Source organism: Pedobacter sp. ASV1-7 (assembly GCF_040203335.1).
Taxonomy (GTDB): Bacteria; Bacteroidota; Bacteroidia; order Sphingobacteriales; family Sphingobacteriaceae; genus Pedobacter.
Genome location: NZ_JBEHBV010000011.1, coordinates 1 through 15031, shown reverse-complemented (window position 1 = coordinate 15031; position 15031 = coordinate 1). Strand labels below are relative to the sequence as shown.

Here is a 15031-nt window from a genome sequence, read left to right as displayed (position 1 = left end):
ATTCTTGAGTTTAATACCACAAAAATATTATTTTAATATTAATATTGCTAATATTTTTAGTTTTTTATTTGGAGTTACCAATCCATTTAGCTTAGTTTTGTATGGTAGAAAAAGAGAGGTTATGATTGAACTGGTTTATTTTTTAGAAGAACAAAATGGAACACCTGCCTATCAGGTGATTCAATTTAATCCAGGAGAACCCTGGCAAATTGTAGATGGAGATGAAATCATCGGACGCATACAAAAGCAGGAGGGCTTATGGAGTCTTAATGCGTTAAGCAACGTGCCCGAAGGTTTGTTAACCGGAATAGCTAAATTGATAGAAGAGCAGGATTTTAATAGATTGCCTTCCAAGATTAAAGAACATTGGGCCACTTATGTTCAGGAAGTTATTGCACAGAATGATGCTTTGTATTTAATTGTCTGCAAGGATAACATAGATTTTGATAGGTTTAAAAAGCTGTTTTGGGGATATATAGGAGAATTAATTAAAGACCCCTGGGAAATTCGTTTCAGAGTTTACAATTCGGATATGTCAGATGATTTTGAAGTTGTTGTAAACTAATAAAATGATTATTAACTTCATCTGTTTTTAAAAAAACTGATGTTGAAAAACGTTACAAAAGACAGGTATTCAGCTCTTACCCTTTATATGTTAGCAGGTATTCTGTTGATCAGATTGCTATCTATAGGCATAATGGGGCCTATGCCACAAGACGCTTATTACTTCTTTTACAGTGAACATCTCGATTTATCCTATTTTGATCATCCTCCAGGAATAGCCTATATCCTTTGGTTATTTACCAGCATATTCGGCAAAAATGTAATCGCTATTAAACTGGCTGATTCAATAGTCACCATGCTGACAGTCTTTTTCTTTTATAAATTGTCGCGTAGTTTTTATGAACCAGAGCGAGCATTAAAGTCAGTTTTGCTTTTCTTTACAACCTTAATGGTTACAGTGCTGTCATTGGTTTCTACACCAGACACACCATTATTGTTGTTTTGGACAATTGCTTTATACCTGCTTCATAAAGCAATTTTTCTGCAGAAAAATGTTTATTGGATATGGGCAGGCATTGCAATGGGCTTGGCATTCGATAGTAAATATTCGGGAATGTTTCTTCCAGTAGGGATGATATTGTTTTTATTGCTGTCAATTCATCATCGCAAATCACTATTTACTATATGGCCATGGCTCAGCTGTCTCTTTTTCATATTGACTATATCACCTGTATTATTCTGGAACTTTGAAAATAACTTTGCATCCTTTAGGTTTCAGGGAGAAGAACGAATGCAATCAGCTTCTACATTTATATTTCAACCCAAAAATTTATTAGGATTAATAGGACATCAATCGGCTATACTTGGACCATTTATTTTTGTGTTTTTATTATACGGTTTATACAGGTTGATAAAAAAGTATAAAAACAAATGGAATGAATTATCTGCAGAAAAATTATTTTTGCTATGTTTCTTTTTACCTGTGTTTCTATTATTCCTGGGTATTTCTTTAGTTTACTGGGTTAAACTCAACTGGATGATGCCAGCTTATATCAGTGGTATTATTTGGGTTAGTCAGTATATCACCTTTAAATGGCTGAAAATACAGGTAGTCTTTTCATTTATAATTCATATTCTGTTAGCTATTGAAGTTCTTTTCTATCCTTTCGCTGTCAGATCAGATGATACTTGGTTTGGTTGGAAGGAACTTTCAGATCAGGTAACGGCAATTGAAAAGAGGTATCCGGTAGACTTTATTTTTTCGGCAGACAGCTACAAAACAGCCGCTGAACTCAATCTTTTTATGCCAGAATTTATTTATTCGGAGAATGTAATAGGTGAAAATGCTTTACATTTTGATTTTATCGGGACAAACTTAAAACGACTAAAAGGTAAAAATGCCTTATTTATAAATTCACAACCAGGTGCTACAGATATAGAAAAATCAGGAACTATTCCTTCGGAAGTATTGCCTTACTTCAATTCAGTGATAGAGTTGGAGCCAATAATTATAAAAAATAATGGTTTTCCAGAAAGGAAGTTCTTAGTTTACCTGTGCAAGGGATATAAACCATTATAAGGCTAACTACAGAATTTGTTCAAAATTGAATTGTAGATTTGAGGAAAATATTTAATTATGAAATTGAAGTGTATCTCCTTATTGCTGAATTTACTGTTCATAAGTTTACCGGTGCTTAGTAAAGCACAGGTTCGTGATACCCTTGTTTATAAACCAAAATTTAAAGCATTTATCATTCCTACAGTATTTATAAGTTATGGTCTCGTATCATTAATGGGTAATAATCCAATAAGAGATCTGGATTTCACAACGAAAAATGAACTTCAGGAAGATCATCCTTTGTTTGCAGCTCATTTAGATAATTATTTGCAATATGCTCCAGCAGCTGCAGTATATGGTTTACATTTAACTGGAATAAAAGGAAAAAGCAGTTTAATAGATGCAACAGGTACTTATGCATTATCGTTGGGTATTATGGGTGTAACAGTAAATGGCTTAAAGAGAATCACTCATCGGGAAAGACCTGATCAATCGTCTTTGAATTCATTTCCTTCTGGTCATACAGCAAATGCTTTCGCAGCAGCAGAATTTTTAAATCAGGAATATAAAGATATATCTCCCTGGTATGGGTATGCAGGATATACTGTGGCAGCAGCTACGGGAGTTTTGAGGATGTACAATAACAGACACTGGGTTAGTGATGTTGTTGCGGGAGCAGGTTTTGGAATATTGTCGACTAAAGTTGCTTATCTTGTATATCCACATTTAAAGCGTCTCGTAGTAGGTAAAGGCAATGCTAATTACACTCTGGTGCCATCTTATCAGCAACATCACCTGGGATTTGCATTCAATGGAACATTTTAATTTTTACCAATTATAATCTAGTTTGGTCAATTTTTGAACCTATTTCGTCAATTTTTGAGACCTTCAAACAGTCTTGATATTTAGTTTTGTTATTACTGATAACCAAATTATAAACCATTTCTACAATTGAAGTATAATGAGTTTAATGACGAAATTTAAACGAGGGCGGGTGTGTCTAATTGCTATGATTTTTACCAGTGCAGCTTTATCTGTAACGGCACAACAATCAACAGGAACAGTATGGAAAACTACAGCAGAACCATTAAAAGAAATGGAACTGATTCGAAAACAGATTAAAGTGCCTGCTTTTCCTGCAAGAGATTTTATTATTACGAATTACGGGGCAAAAGGTGACGGAAAGACCTTGAACACCGAAGCATTTAAAAAAGCCATAGCAGCATGCGCCAAGAGTGGAGGAGGTAGGGTTGTCGTGCCTTTAGGAAATTTCCTTACCGGTGCAATTCACTTGAAAAGTAATGTGAACCTGCACCTGGCAGATAGTGCAAAGATTACTTTTAGCGTAGATACAAAGCATTATCCAATTGTATTTGGTCGTTGGGAAGGTATGGAGTTGATGAATTATTCTGCACTTATATATGCCTATGGACAAAAGAATATCGCAATTACCGGAAAGGGAATATTGGATGGCAATGCAACTTATAATGATTGGTACGATTGGAACAACGTGAAACCAAGAAAGCAAGTTAAAGCCAGAGATCTGTTACATGTAATGAATGAAAAACAGATTGCTCCAACAAAGAGGGTGTTTGGGGAGGGAAGCTTTTTGCGCCCCAACTTTATACAACTTTATAAGTGTGATAACATTCTGATCTCTGATGTAAAAATGATCAATTCACCAATGTGGAATGTAAATCCTGTATTGTGTGAAAATGTAACATTAAAAAATATGAGAATCATTGCACATGGTTCAAATACAGATGGGATTAACCCCGAATCGTGTAAAAATGTGTTAATAAGTAATTGTTATTTTGATACAGGTGATGACTGTATTGCTATCAAATCTGGCAGAGATCAGGATGGACGTAGGATAGCAAGACCTGCAGAAAATCATATCATTGAAAATTGTGAGATGAAAGATGGGCATGGTGGTGTAGTTATTGGAAGTGAAATATCAGGAGGAGCAAGGAATATATTTGCTATAAATTGCATCATGGATAGCCCAAATTTGGACAGGATTTTAAGATTGAAAACTAGTTCTAGCAGAGGAGGAACGATAGAGAATGTTTTTATGAAAGATATTAAAGTAGGTGCTTATGCAGATGCTGCTATTACATGTAATATGTTCTATGAAAAACCAGGTAAATTTATGCCAGTAATCAGAAATATATGGGTAGAAAATGTGGACGTAGAAAAGGGTGGAGAATATGGTATTTTTGTTAATGCATATAAAGAATCTCCAGTTCAGAACCTTAAGATTATTAACTGTAATATAAGAGGTGTGAAAACGCCGATGAAAATTGATTATGTGAAGGACTTAAAGCTGGAAAACGTTAAGATTAACGGACAGGATGTTTCCAAATAATACCCATTTAAAATAATATTCAAATCCCGGTAATAAGATCCGGTAATAAGATTAGGAGTAAAGTTTTACCGCACAAATAATTCTGTGTCGATCACTTTATTATCAAATTCTGTTACCGGGTATTTACTTTCAATTAGTTGCAGCAACATTTCAGTTGCTTTTTTGCCCATTTCAAATGCAGGCTGTCTAACAGAGCTAATTGGATATTCAAAAAGATTTAGCACATCAGAATTACTAAAACCTGCGACGGTCATTTGTTTAGGAACACTAATGTTTAGCTTTTTAAGTACTTCCAATGCACCGATGGATAACCTGTCGCCAGCTATAAAAATAGCATCAGGTTTATCTTTAAGATTGATCAGTTCTAGAATAGCCTGTTCGGTTTCTTCAGGAAACATACCTCCATGTGGACAATGTTTAATATAGTCGGGGTTAACAGGGATATTGTATTTATTTAATGCAGCTGTATAACCATGTAATCTTTCAATACTGATAGATAAATGGTCGGAGCTCGTAAGATGAGCTATTTTTTTCCGACCCAGATTAATAAGATGTTCAGTGGCATCAAAAGCTCCTTTTTCATTATTTGCAATAATCTTGTGCGTTTCAATATCACTAGGCACCCTGTCAAAAAACACAATAGGCATACCTCTGTCATGTAAGTATTTTAAATGTTCAGTGTCTGCAGTTTCAGCAGAAAGCGAAACCAATAGCCCATCAACTGAACGAGAGGCTAAATGCTGTGTATTGATCTTTTCTCGTGCATAAGACTCATGTGTTTGCGTAATGATTACATGATAACCTCTATCATATGCAATTGATTCAATCCCACTTATAGCTTGAGAAAAATAGTGATTAGCAACTTCGCTTACAATCACACCTATAGATTTACTCTTCCGTTCTTTTAAACTTAAGGCATTTGGGTTGGGCTGGTAGTTAATTTTTTCAGCGTAATCAAAAACCAGTTTTTTAGTTTTAGCACTGATCTCGTAAGTATCTCGTAATGCCCTGGAAACAGTAGAAGTTGAAAGGCCTAAGGCATTGGCTATATCTTTTAAGGTTGGTGGCTCGAACATAGAATTAAATAAGATGCAATATAAGGTTAATATGAATAATATGATAGCCTGTAAAAGTAATCGGGAACGATTGCACAAATTTTACCCGCAATCATCAGGACTTTCTCCATAAAACCATGTAATTTGTTTGTTATTAAACTGAAGCTATTAACCGAAAACTATTGATGAAGAATCTGTTGTCGACTTTTATTGGGGTGTTGATTTCTTTTGCCGCACTTAGTAACAATAGTTCGGTTAAGGATAGGCAAATAGTTGAAGAAGGTGAGAATAGAATCGTTGTAGCAAAGGATGGCTCGGGACATTTTAAAACAGTGCAGGAAGCTATAAATGCAGTCCCTGATTTTAGAAACGCGACGACAATAATTTTTATTAAGAACGGTATTTATAAGGAAAAACTAAACCTTTCTGCTTCAAAACGAATGGTGAAAATGCTGGGCGAGAGTTTGGAAAAGACCATTATCACTAATGATGACTATGCACAAAAGAAAAATCGGTTTGGTGAAGAGATGGGGACTTCTGGTTCTTCAGGCTTTTATATTTATGGCGATAGCTTTACAGCAGAGAACATAACATTTGAAAATTCTGCTGGACCGGTAGGACAGGCTGTAGCGCTTTGGATTGCAGGAGATAAAGCAAGGTTTTTCAATTGCAGGATTTTAGGATTTCAAGACACTTTGTATACCTATGGAAAAGGCAGCCGCCAGTATTTTTATAAATGTTATATCAGTGGAACAGTTGATTTCATTTTTGGATCAGCAACAGCAATCTTCGAGGATTGTACCATTTATTGTAAGAAAGCAGGCTACATTACTGCTGCCTCAACCCCTGATACTTCCAAATACGGTTATGTTTTTAAGAATTGTAAAATTGAAGGCTCAGCAGATGTGGGAACTGTCTATCTGGGCAGACCATGGCGCCCAGCGGCAAAAACGGTATTTTTAAATTGTGAACTAAGTGCTGTAATCAGGCCAGAAGGCTGGCATAATTGGGGTAAAGAAAGTAATGAGAAAACTGCGTTCTATGCCGAATATAAGAATATAGGTAAAGGAGCAGAGTCCTCAAAAAGAGTTAGTTGGACAAAACAGCTAAGTGATGAAGAAGCAAAAGGCTATTCAATGGTCGAAATATTCAATGGATGGGATCCAAGATTATTAAAATAGTCAGAATGGCAACGATTGCGCAGTTATTTTCAGCCTTTTAGTTTAAATCTTATATAAAACTACGTAGACTTGTTATTGTTGAATAATAATCAAATATAAATTTTGCGTTTAAATATGAAAAAGATAGTATCTGCTGTATTAGCCATTCCTTTATTTCTTTTGTCGTTTAATACCATTGCACAAACTAAATCTGAACAGAAAGCTTATTCTTTTGATAACCTTCCGGTAGTGGCTGCAACATCTTTTAGAAATGATACAATTAGTATACTTAAATATGGTGCGAAAAGTGATGGTTTAACCTTAAATACCAAAATTATTAATCAGGCGATAACAGACTGCAATAAACGTGGTGGTGGGGTGGTTTTGATTCCAGAAGGATTATGGCTAACTGGCCCAATAGAGTTAAAAAGCAATGTGAATTTACATCTGGCAAAAAACTCATTATTACAATTTACCAAAGATTTTAATGAATATCCGTTGGTTGAGGGCAATTGGGAGGGTACACCACAGATGCGCAATCAATCTCCAATATGGGCTGTTGGGCAGCAAAACATAGCTATTACCGGTTATGGTATAGTAGACGGGAATGGAGATGCCTGGAGAATGGTTAAGAAAGAAAAATTAACTGAAAGTCAGTGGAAAAAATTAATTTCATCTGGTGGTGCACTAAGTGAAAATAAAAGGATCTGGTATCCATCTGAAAAGTCTTTAAAAGGTTCTAAGATTAAAGATGCAGGTGTTTTATCGAAAGAAAAAGATGCTGCTTTTTACGCAGAGATAAAAGATTTTTTGCGCCCTAATATGGTGGTGTTAAACAGCTGCAAGAGAATATTACTGGAAGGGGTAACTTTCCAGAACTCTGCAGCATGGAACCTACATCCTTTAATGTCGGAAGATATTACGATCCGTAATGTTTATGCCAAAAACCCTTGGTATGCACAAAATGGTGATGGACTAGATCTTGAATCATGTAAAAATGTATTGGTTGAGGGTAGTACATTTGATGTAGGGGATGATGGTATTTGTATTAAATCTGGACGTGATGCTGCTGGACGTGAACGCGCTATGCCGACAGAGAACGTGATTATCCGTAACAGTACCGTTTATCATGCACACGGTGGTTTTGTAATCGGTAGTGAAATGTCTGGTGGAGCAAGAAATATTTTTATAAGTGATTGCACCTTTATCGGAACCGATATAGGTTTACGTTTTAAAACAACCAGAGGTCGTGGTGGTGTGGTAGAAAATATTCATGCAAGAAATATCAATATGAAAGACATTGCTGGTGAAGCAATCTTATTTGACATGTATTATGCTGCAGTTGATCCAGTACCTTTAACCGGTGAAAAGAGGGCAGCACCAAAAGTGGAACTATTACCAGTTACTGAAGAAACACCTGTGTTCAGAAAGTTTTATATCAGTAATGTTGTTTGTGATGGTGCAGAAAAAGCTGTTTTTGTTAGGGGGTTACCCGAAATGAGTATCAGTGATATTTATCTGGACAATATAACCATTAAAGCAAAAGCAGGAATTGATATACAGGAAGCAAAAAATATACAGATTAGTAATGCACATTTGGAGATCAAAGATGTAACACCATTAATCTATATTCAAAATGGTAAGTCTATAGGATTGAAGAACATTGGTTATACTAATGCTGATTTATTGATGAGAATAAATGGTGACAGGAATGCCGATATTAAATTGTTGGGGACAGATACAAAGCGTGCTAAAGCACAAGTTGAATTTGGCCATGGTGCATCAGCGAAGGTATTGCGAATGAAATAATACTAAATAGCATAATATGAAGACTAGTACTAAATTGTTTTGTTTATTAATTACTGGATTTGCCTGTTTCGGTATAAATGCACACGCACAATCCGATAAGAATCAAAGTAGTATATCAACAGATCCGGTCGCAGAAAACATGCTTGCCTACCAAAGAAGTGTTGGGGGCTGGCCTAAGGCAGTTGGTAAAGTGGTAGTAAATTATGAAAAGGTATTATCTGAAAATGAGCGGATAGCCATTAAGGCTGATTCATTACGCAATGATGCAACGATTGACAATAAAGCGACATCAAAAGAAATCCGTTATTTGATTAAAGCTTATAAAGCGAAACAAGATCCCCGGTATCTGGCAGCTGTAGAAAAGGGAATTGATTATTTACTGGAAGCCCAGTATGAAAATGGAGGTTGGTCACAATATTATCCAGACCATAGTTCGTATCGTGGAGAGATCACTTATAACGATAATGCAATGATTAATGTGCTTAACATTTTGCAGGATATAGTTGAAGGTAAAAATGATTTTGACCAGGTTAACAGTTCTTATAAAACCAAAGCAGAGCAATCAATCCAGAAAGGTATTTCCTGTATTTTAAAAACACAGATTGCTGTAAATGGAAAGCTAACGGTTTGGTGTGCCCAATACGATGAGAAAACAATGAAACCGGCAAAAGCAAGGTCATTCGAATTGATCTCGTTAAGTGGTAGTGAGTCTGTCGGGATAACTGATTTCCTAATGAGGATTAAAAAACCATCTGAACAAATTAAACAAGCTGTTAACAGTGCTATGGCTTGGTTTGAGCGTTCAAAAATTGAAGGTTATGATCTTGTCTCTGTAGATGATCCTAAAAACCCTACGGAAAAGGACAAAGTGCTTGTAGCAAAACCAGGTTCTGTGATTTGGGCCAGATTTTATGATATCGATACCAATGAGCCTTTTTTTAGTGGAAGAGATGGTATAAAGAAGAAGACCATTGCTGAAATTGATAAGGAGAGGCGAGTTGGATATGCATGGTATGGCACCTGGCCTGCAAAATTATTGGATACTAAATACCCAGCCTGGCTGAAAAAAATATAGTGTAAACGCAAACGTTATCGGTAACGTTTGCGTAAATAATTACCTCCGAATACCGTTTTTAACTTATAATATTTGCGTAGACTTGTTTTACGACCATATTAAAACAAAATATGAATTTATCAAAAAAGACACTTACTAGCATCGAAGCCGCTGGTTTAACCATGCCTGCAGAAGAATTATTTAATCTTCCTGAAAGAGTATTGCAATTTGGAACAGGAGTGCTATTACGTGGCCTGCCAGATTATTTTATAGATAAAGCAAACAGGAACGGCCTGTTTAATGGTAGGGTAGCAGTAGTGAAATCTACCAGTAAGGGTGGTACAAAGGAATTTGATGAGCAGGATAGTTTATATACTATATGTGTAAGAGGCATTGAAAATGGTAAGCCTGTTGAAGAAAATATCATTTCTTCAGCTATCAGCAGAGTATTAACAGCGGATCAGGACTGGCAGGCTATATTAGAAATTGCTACTTCTTCCAAATTAAACATCATTGTATCAAACACTACAGAAGTAGGAATACAGTTGGTAAATGAAAATATTGACCAGAGGCCTCCGGTGTCTTTTCCAGCAAAGTTGTTAGCCGTGTTATTTGCCAGATATAAAGCTTTGGGAAGTGTTGAGCAGGCGGATCTTGCGGTAATTGCAACTGAATTGATTCCTGATAATGGAAAAAAATTAGAAGCCATAGTACGTGAGCTTGCTGTATTTAATAAATTGGAGGATGAATTTACTGCCTGGTTAGGAAAACATATCCGCTTTTGTAATTCATTGGTAGATCGTATTGTTCCAGGCAAGCCAGATGCTGTGGCATTGGCGAAATTGGAAGCTAGCCTTGGTTATAAAGATGACTTGATCATTATGGCAGAGCCATACCGCCTTTGGGCAATAGAGGGTGATGAGAAGGTTTCAGAATTATTAGGATTAGAAGCTGCGGATTATGGGATAATAGTAAGGCCTGATATCGAGATTTTTAAAGAACTGAAAGTTCGTTTATTGAATGGAACTCATACTTTGACTTCTGGAATTGCTTATCTATCAGGCATTGATACCGTAACTAAAGCAATGAACGATGAAGCAACCCGCAAATATGTAAATGAAGTGATGATGCAGGAAATTGTAGGTGCAATACCTTATCCTGTAGATCATGAGGAAGCTGTATCATTTGCCAATACTGTAATTGATCGTTTTGCAAATCCTAATATAGAACACTTATGGATCAACATTACATTCCAGTATAGTATGAAAATGAAAATTCGTGTGCTACCGGTATTGTTGAACTATTATAAATTAAACAATAAAGTTCCTGCACATATTGCTTTTGGTTTTGCTGCATTCCTGTTGTTTATGAAATCATCAAGGAAAGAAGGAAATCAATACTTTGGAAATCATGAAGGTCAGGAATATGTAATAACGGATGATGAAGCTGCGTATTTCTATGACAAAGCTGTTAATAATGAATCGGATTATGTAATTTCAATATTGTCAGATCAGCAACTTTGGAAAACAGACCTTAATGCACTGGAAGGGTTTATCGCTGCGGTAAATGAAAATTATAACAACATATTGAAAAATGGAATGGCTGGTGCATTAGCATCTATTGATCAATCACTACAAGTATCAAAATAATGAAACAAAGAATATTAAAGGTCCACCCTAAAGACAATGTACTGGTTGCACTTACGGACCTTGCAAAAGGAGAAGAGGTGATTTATGAAGGGCAATCTTATCTGTTAACAGATAATGTACCTGCAAAGCATAAATTTACGACTACAGACCTGTCTGCCGGTGATCAATTGATCATGTATGGCGTTTTAGTTGGCAAAGCACAGATAGATATTCCTGTAGGTTCAATCATTACCACCAGTAATATTAAACATGCAGCTACTGAGTTCAACACAACAGAAGCCCATATCGAATGGGAAAAACCTGATGTTACGGAGTGGAGAGATAAAACCTTTAATGGTTTTCATCGTGCTGATGGGCAGGTTGGGACTGCAAACTATTGGTTGGTTATTCCAATGGTATTCTGCGAAAACAGAAATCTTGAAGTTATACAAGAGGCTTTGATGAATAACCTGGGATATGGAAGAAATGAGAATTACCAGTCGCAGGCAAAGCAATTAATGAATCTTTATGAAAATGGAGCAAACGTTAATGATATTTTAAACGCTGAGCTTACTTATTCGGAAAAAGAGGCAAAGCAGAAACGTATGTTCCCGAATGTTGACGGAATTAAGTTTTTAACGCATACAGGTGGTTGTGGTGGCACACGTCAGGACTCAGAAACTCTTTGTGGTTTACTTGCCGGTTATATAACTCATCCTAATGTTGCAGGTGCAACAGTATTAAGCTTAGGTTGTCAGAATGCGCAGGTGAGCATACTGACAGAAGAAATAGAAAAACGAAGCAGAAATTTAGGAAAGCCTCTTTATATTTTGGATCAGCAAACGATAGGTAAAGAGTCGGAATTGCTGAGTCAGGCTATTAAACAAACTTTCGCAGGTTTAATTCAGGCAAATGCAAACGAAAGAAAGCCTGCACCATTAAGTAAATTGTGTATTGGATTGGAATGTGGGGGCTCTGATGGTTTTTCTGGTATATCTGCAAATCCGGCAATTGGTTATGCTTCAGATTTATTGGTAGCACTTGGTGGTTCTGTAATTCTTGCGGAATTTCCGGAACTATGTGGTGTAGAACAAAATCTAAGTGATCGTTGTGTAGACAAAGAAGATGCAGAACGTTTTGAATACCTGATGAAAACCTATAGTAAAAGAGCTACTGAAGCTGGTTCAGGTTTTGATATGAACCCTTCGCCAGGAAATATTAAAGATGGATTGATTACAGATGCGATTAAATCTGCCGGTGCAGCTAAAAAGGGTGGAACTTCACCAGTAGTTGCAGTGCTGGATTATCCTGAAAAGGTAACAAAACCAGGCTTAAACCTGCTTTGTACACCTGGTAACGATGTGGAATCTACTACTGCTGAAGTAGGTTCTGGTGCTAACATCGTGCTTTTTACGACAGGATTAGGAACCCCAACAGGAAATCCAATTGCTCCGGTGGTTAAAATATCAAGCAATACCAAGTTGTTTAATAAAATGAGTGACATCATTGATTTGGATACAGGGCCTATTATTGATGGAGATGAAACTATTAAGGAAGCAGGTAGTCGTATTTTAGATTATGTAATTGGAGTGGCAAGTGGTACTACAACGGTAAGTGCTGTACGCCATATTCAAGACGACTTTATCCCATGGAAAAGAGGGGTTTCATTATAAACCCTCTTAAAGTAATTAAGAAATATATACACTATATATAATAAGCATTAAATGAAGAATTTTTTAGACGAGAACTTCCTGTTAGAGACTAAAACTGCTGAAAAGTTGTATCACGACTACGCCAAGCAGATGCCAGTGATCGATTATCACAACCATTTGATTCCTGAACAAATTGCAAATGATATTAATTTTGAGAATATTACACAAGTTTGGCTATATGGTGATCACTATAAATGGCGTGCCATGCGTGCCAATGGAGTAGATGAATATTATATCACAGGTGGTGCCAGCGATTTAGAGAAGTTTAAGAAATGGGCAGAAACTGTTCCATACACTTTAAGAAACCCATTGTATCACTGGACGCATTTAGAATTACAACGCTATTTTGATATACATGAGGTGTTATCTGCTGATAATGCTGAGCGTATATATAATGAGTGTACCGCTAAGTTACAAACACCTGAGTATTCTGTACAGAATCTCTTGCGTAAAATGAAAGTAGAGACATTGTGCACCACTGATGATCCATTGGATAGCCTGGAGTTTCATCAGAAAATAAAAAATGATGGGGTAGATATTAAAGTATTACCTGCATTCAGACCAGATAAGGCAATGAATGCTGATGATGTAGCTGGTCTGAATGCCTATATTAATAAGCTTGCTGAATTAACAGGATCGGATATTAATGATTATGATACGTATTTATCCGCTCTTAAAGCCCGTCATGATTATTTCGCGGAAAATGGGTGTTCTGTTTCTGATCATGGTTTAGAGCAGATTTATGCTGAAGACTATACTGTGGAAGAAGTAAAAGCAATTTTTAGGAAGATCCGAAGTAATGATACGCTAACTTTAGAGGAAAATTTGAAGTTTAAATCGGCTCTGTTGTTTGAGTTTGCACTTTGGGATCATGAGAAAGGTTGGGTACAACAATATCACCTCGGAGCGCTTAGAAATAATAACAATAGATTGTTGAGTCAATTGGGCCCGGATACAGGCTTTGATTCTATCGGCGATTTTAGTCAGGCTAAACAACTTTCTAAGTTTTTAAATAACCTGGATTCGCAAAATAGGCTGACAAAAACCATTCTGTATAATCTAAATCCGGCAGATAATGAATTAATGGCAACTATGATCGGAAATTATAATGATGGTACAGTTGCCGGTAAAGTGCAGTGGGGATCTGGATGGTGGTTCCTTGATCAGAAGGACGGGATGATTAAACAAATCAATGCCTTGTCTAATATGGGGCTTTTAAGTCGTTTTGTAGGGATGCTTACTGATTCAAGAAGTTTCCTTTCCTACCCTCGTCATGAATATTTCAGACGTATCCTATGTAATCTGTTTGCTGATGATGTAGAAAAAGGTGAATTGCCTAATGATACAGCATGGATTGGACAGGTTGTACAAGATATCTGTTATAATAATGCTAAGTCCTATTTTGCCTTTTAAAGGCATTTAACCGTTAATACTCAATTTTAATTTTAGATAGGCCCTTGTAGTTTGATAACTGCAAGGGCTTTTTTTGTCACAAATCTCTCTCATAGACTTATTACTATTTTTTTTTCAGCTTTTCACAGCTTTTTTCCAGCTTTAGAGCTATCAGACATGATTATAACTACAGGATAATTACGGTCTGATCTCTATATAACTACTAGGTTGCGCTACCCTTGAGCTACCCTTGCGATAGGGTTAAGCTACCTTAGGGGTATTTCAACGGTAGCGCAAGGGTAGTTTAAGGGTAGCTCAAGGGTAGCGCAACCCTGTAATCATCCTGTATTTATCCTGTAATTAAGTAGTCTTTATTGTCTTATCTGGTTTGTTTTCGATCCTTTTAGAAAGCTTGTTGAATTGCTGTTTAATTTTTCTGCTTGTGGGTTAGCGAGTTATGAAATAAATGCAAATAATAGTGGTTATATGTTTGTGGGTTTATATTATTTTCCTACTTTTGCATCCCGCTTCGGAGGAAGGGAAACAGTGAAAGGGATATAGAGAAGGATGATTTGAGTGGTTGCGTGTAGAGATGGTAATTTCTTTGAGTCGTTTAAAACCGGCAGAAAATAAAAAGGAAAAAAAAGTTTTAAAAAACTTTGCAACTACCAAAAAGATTTCTACCTTTGCAATCCCAAACAGAACGGGTTTATCAAACGGAGTTTGATAATAAGAAAAACAAGATTGAAACGTTGAAGTAATCGAAACTGAAACCAGGAACATTAAGACCT

At 36.3% G+C, this 15031-nt stretch carries 12 protein-coding genes; 10 read left to right on the top strand and 2 right to left on the bottom strand.

Going from position 1 to position 15031, the window contains the following annotated elements:
• Positions 1-4: 4 nt before the first annotated feature.
• From ABDJ41_RS20915 to ABDJ41_RS20900, 4 genes are all read left to right on the top strand, one after another.
• On the top strand, positions 5-565 hold the full coding sequence (locus tag ABDJ41_RS20915) for a hypothetical protein (protein WP_349788081.1): 561 nt from the start codon (positions 5-7) through the stop codon (positions 563-565).
• A 39-nt stretch (positions 566-604) separates the two neighbouring features.
• Positions 605-2083, top strand: coding sequence for a glycosyltransferase family 39 protein (locus ABDJ41_RS20910; RefSeq protein WP_349788080.1), 1479 nt, complete (start codon positions 605-607; stop codon positions 2081-2083).
• Between the two features lie 57 nt (positions 2084-2140).
• Positions 2141-2887, top strand: a complete 747-nt coding sequence (locus ABDJ41_RS20905; protein ID WP_349788079.1) for a phosphatase PAP2 family protein — start codon at positions 2141-2143, stop codon at positions 2885-2887.
• A 145-nt stretch (positions 2888-3032) separates the two neighbouring features.
• The gene (locus ABDJ41_RS20900; RefSeq protein ID WP_349788078.1) at positions 3033-4430 is read left to right on the top strand and encodes a glycoside hydrolase family 28 protein; all 1398 of its coding nucleotides are present in this window, start codon (positions 3033-3035) and stop codon (positions 4428-4430) included.
• A 65-nt stretch (positions 4431-4495) separates the two neighbouring features.
• On the opposite strand, the gene ABDJ41_RS20895 is transcribed toward ABDJ41_RS20900, so the two are convergent.
• A complete protein-coding gene (locus ABDJ41_RS20895; RefSeq protein ID WP_349788077.1) occupies positions 4496-5506 on the bottom strand; it encodes a LacI family DNA-binding transcriptional regulator in 1011 nt (336 codons plus the stop codon).
• 164 nt (positions 5507-5670) lie between these two features.
• Here ABDJ41_RS20895 and ABDJ41_RS20890 point away from each other — a divergent pair, with 164 nt between their 5' ends.
• From ABDJ41_RS20890 to uxaC, 6 genes are all read left to right on the top strand, one after another.
• Positions 5671-6666, top strand: a complete 996-nt coding sequence (locus ABDJ41_RS20890; RefSeq protein ID WP_349788076.1) for a pectinesterase family protein — start codon at positions 5671-5673, stop codon at positions 6664-6666.
• A gap of 114 nt (positions 6667-6780) precedes the next feature.
• Positions 6781-8454, top strand: a complete 1674-nt coding sequence (locus ABDJ41_RS20885; RefSeq protein WP_349788075.1) for a glycoside hydrolase family 28 protein — start codon at positions 6781-6783, stop codon at positions 8452-8454.
• A 16-nt stretch (positions 8455-8470) separates the two neighbouring features.
• Complete coding sequence (gene pelA, locus ABDJ41_RS20880) at positions 8471-9529, top strand: pectate lyase (protein WP_349788074.1); 1059 nt, start codon at positions 8471-8473, stop codon at positions 9527-9529.
• Between the two features lie 110 nt (positions 9530-9639).
• The gene (locus ABDJ41_RS20875; RefSeq protein WP_349788073.1) at positions 9640-11157 is read left to right on the top strand and encodes a tagaturonate reductase; all 1518 of its coding nucleotides are present in this window, start codon (positions 9640-9642) and stop codon (positions 11155-11157) included.
• On the top strand, positions 11157-12809 hold the full coding sequence (locus tag ABDJ41_RS20870) for a UxaA family hydrolase (RefSeq protein WP_349788072.1): 1653 nt from the start codon (positions 11157-11159) through the stop codon (positions 12807-12809). The genes ABDJ41_RS20875 and ABDJ41_RS20870 overlap by 1 nt, the downstream gene beginning before the upstream one ends.
• Before the next feature lie 51 nt (positions 12810-12860).
• Positions 12861-14261, top strand: coding sequence for a glucuronate isomerase (uxaC, locus tag ABDJ41_RS20865; RefSeq protein ID WP_349788071.1), 1401 nt, complete (start codon positions 12861-12863; stop codon positions 14259-14261).
• Positions 14262-14738: 477 nt separating this feature from the next.
• On the opposite strand, the gene ABDJ41_RS20860 is transcribed toward uxaC, so the two are convergent.
• Positions 14739-15031 (bottom strand): hypothetical protein (locus ABDJ41_RS20860; protein WP_349788069.1); only part of this gene is annotated, 293 nt, incomplete at its 5' end.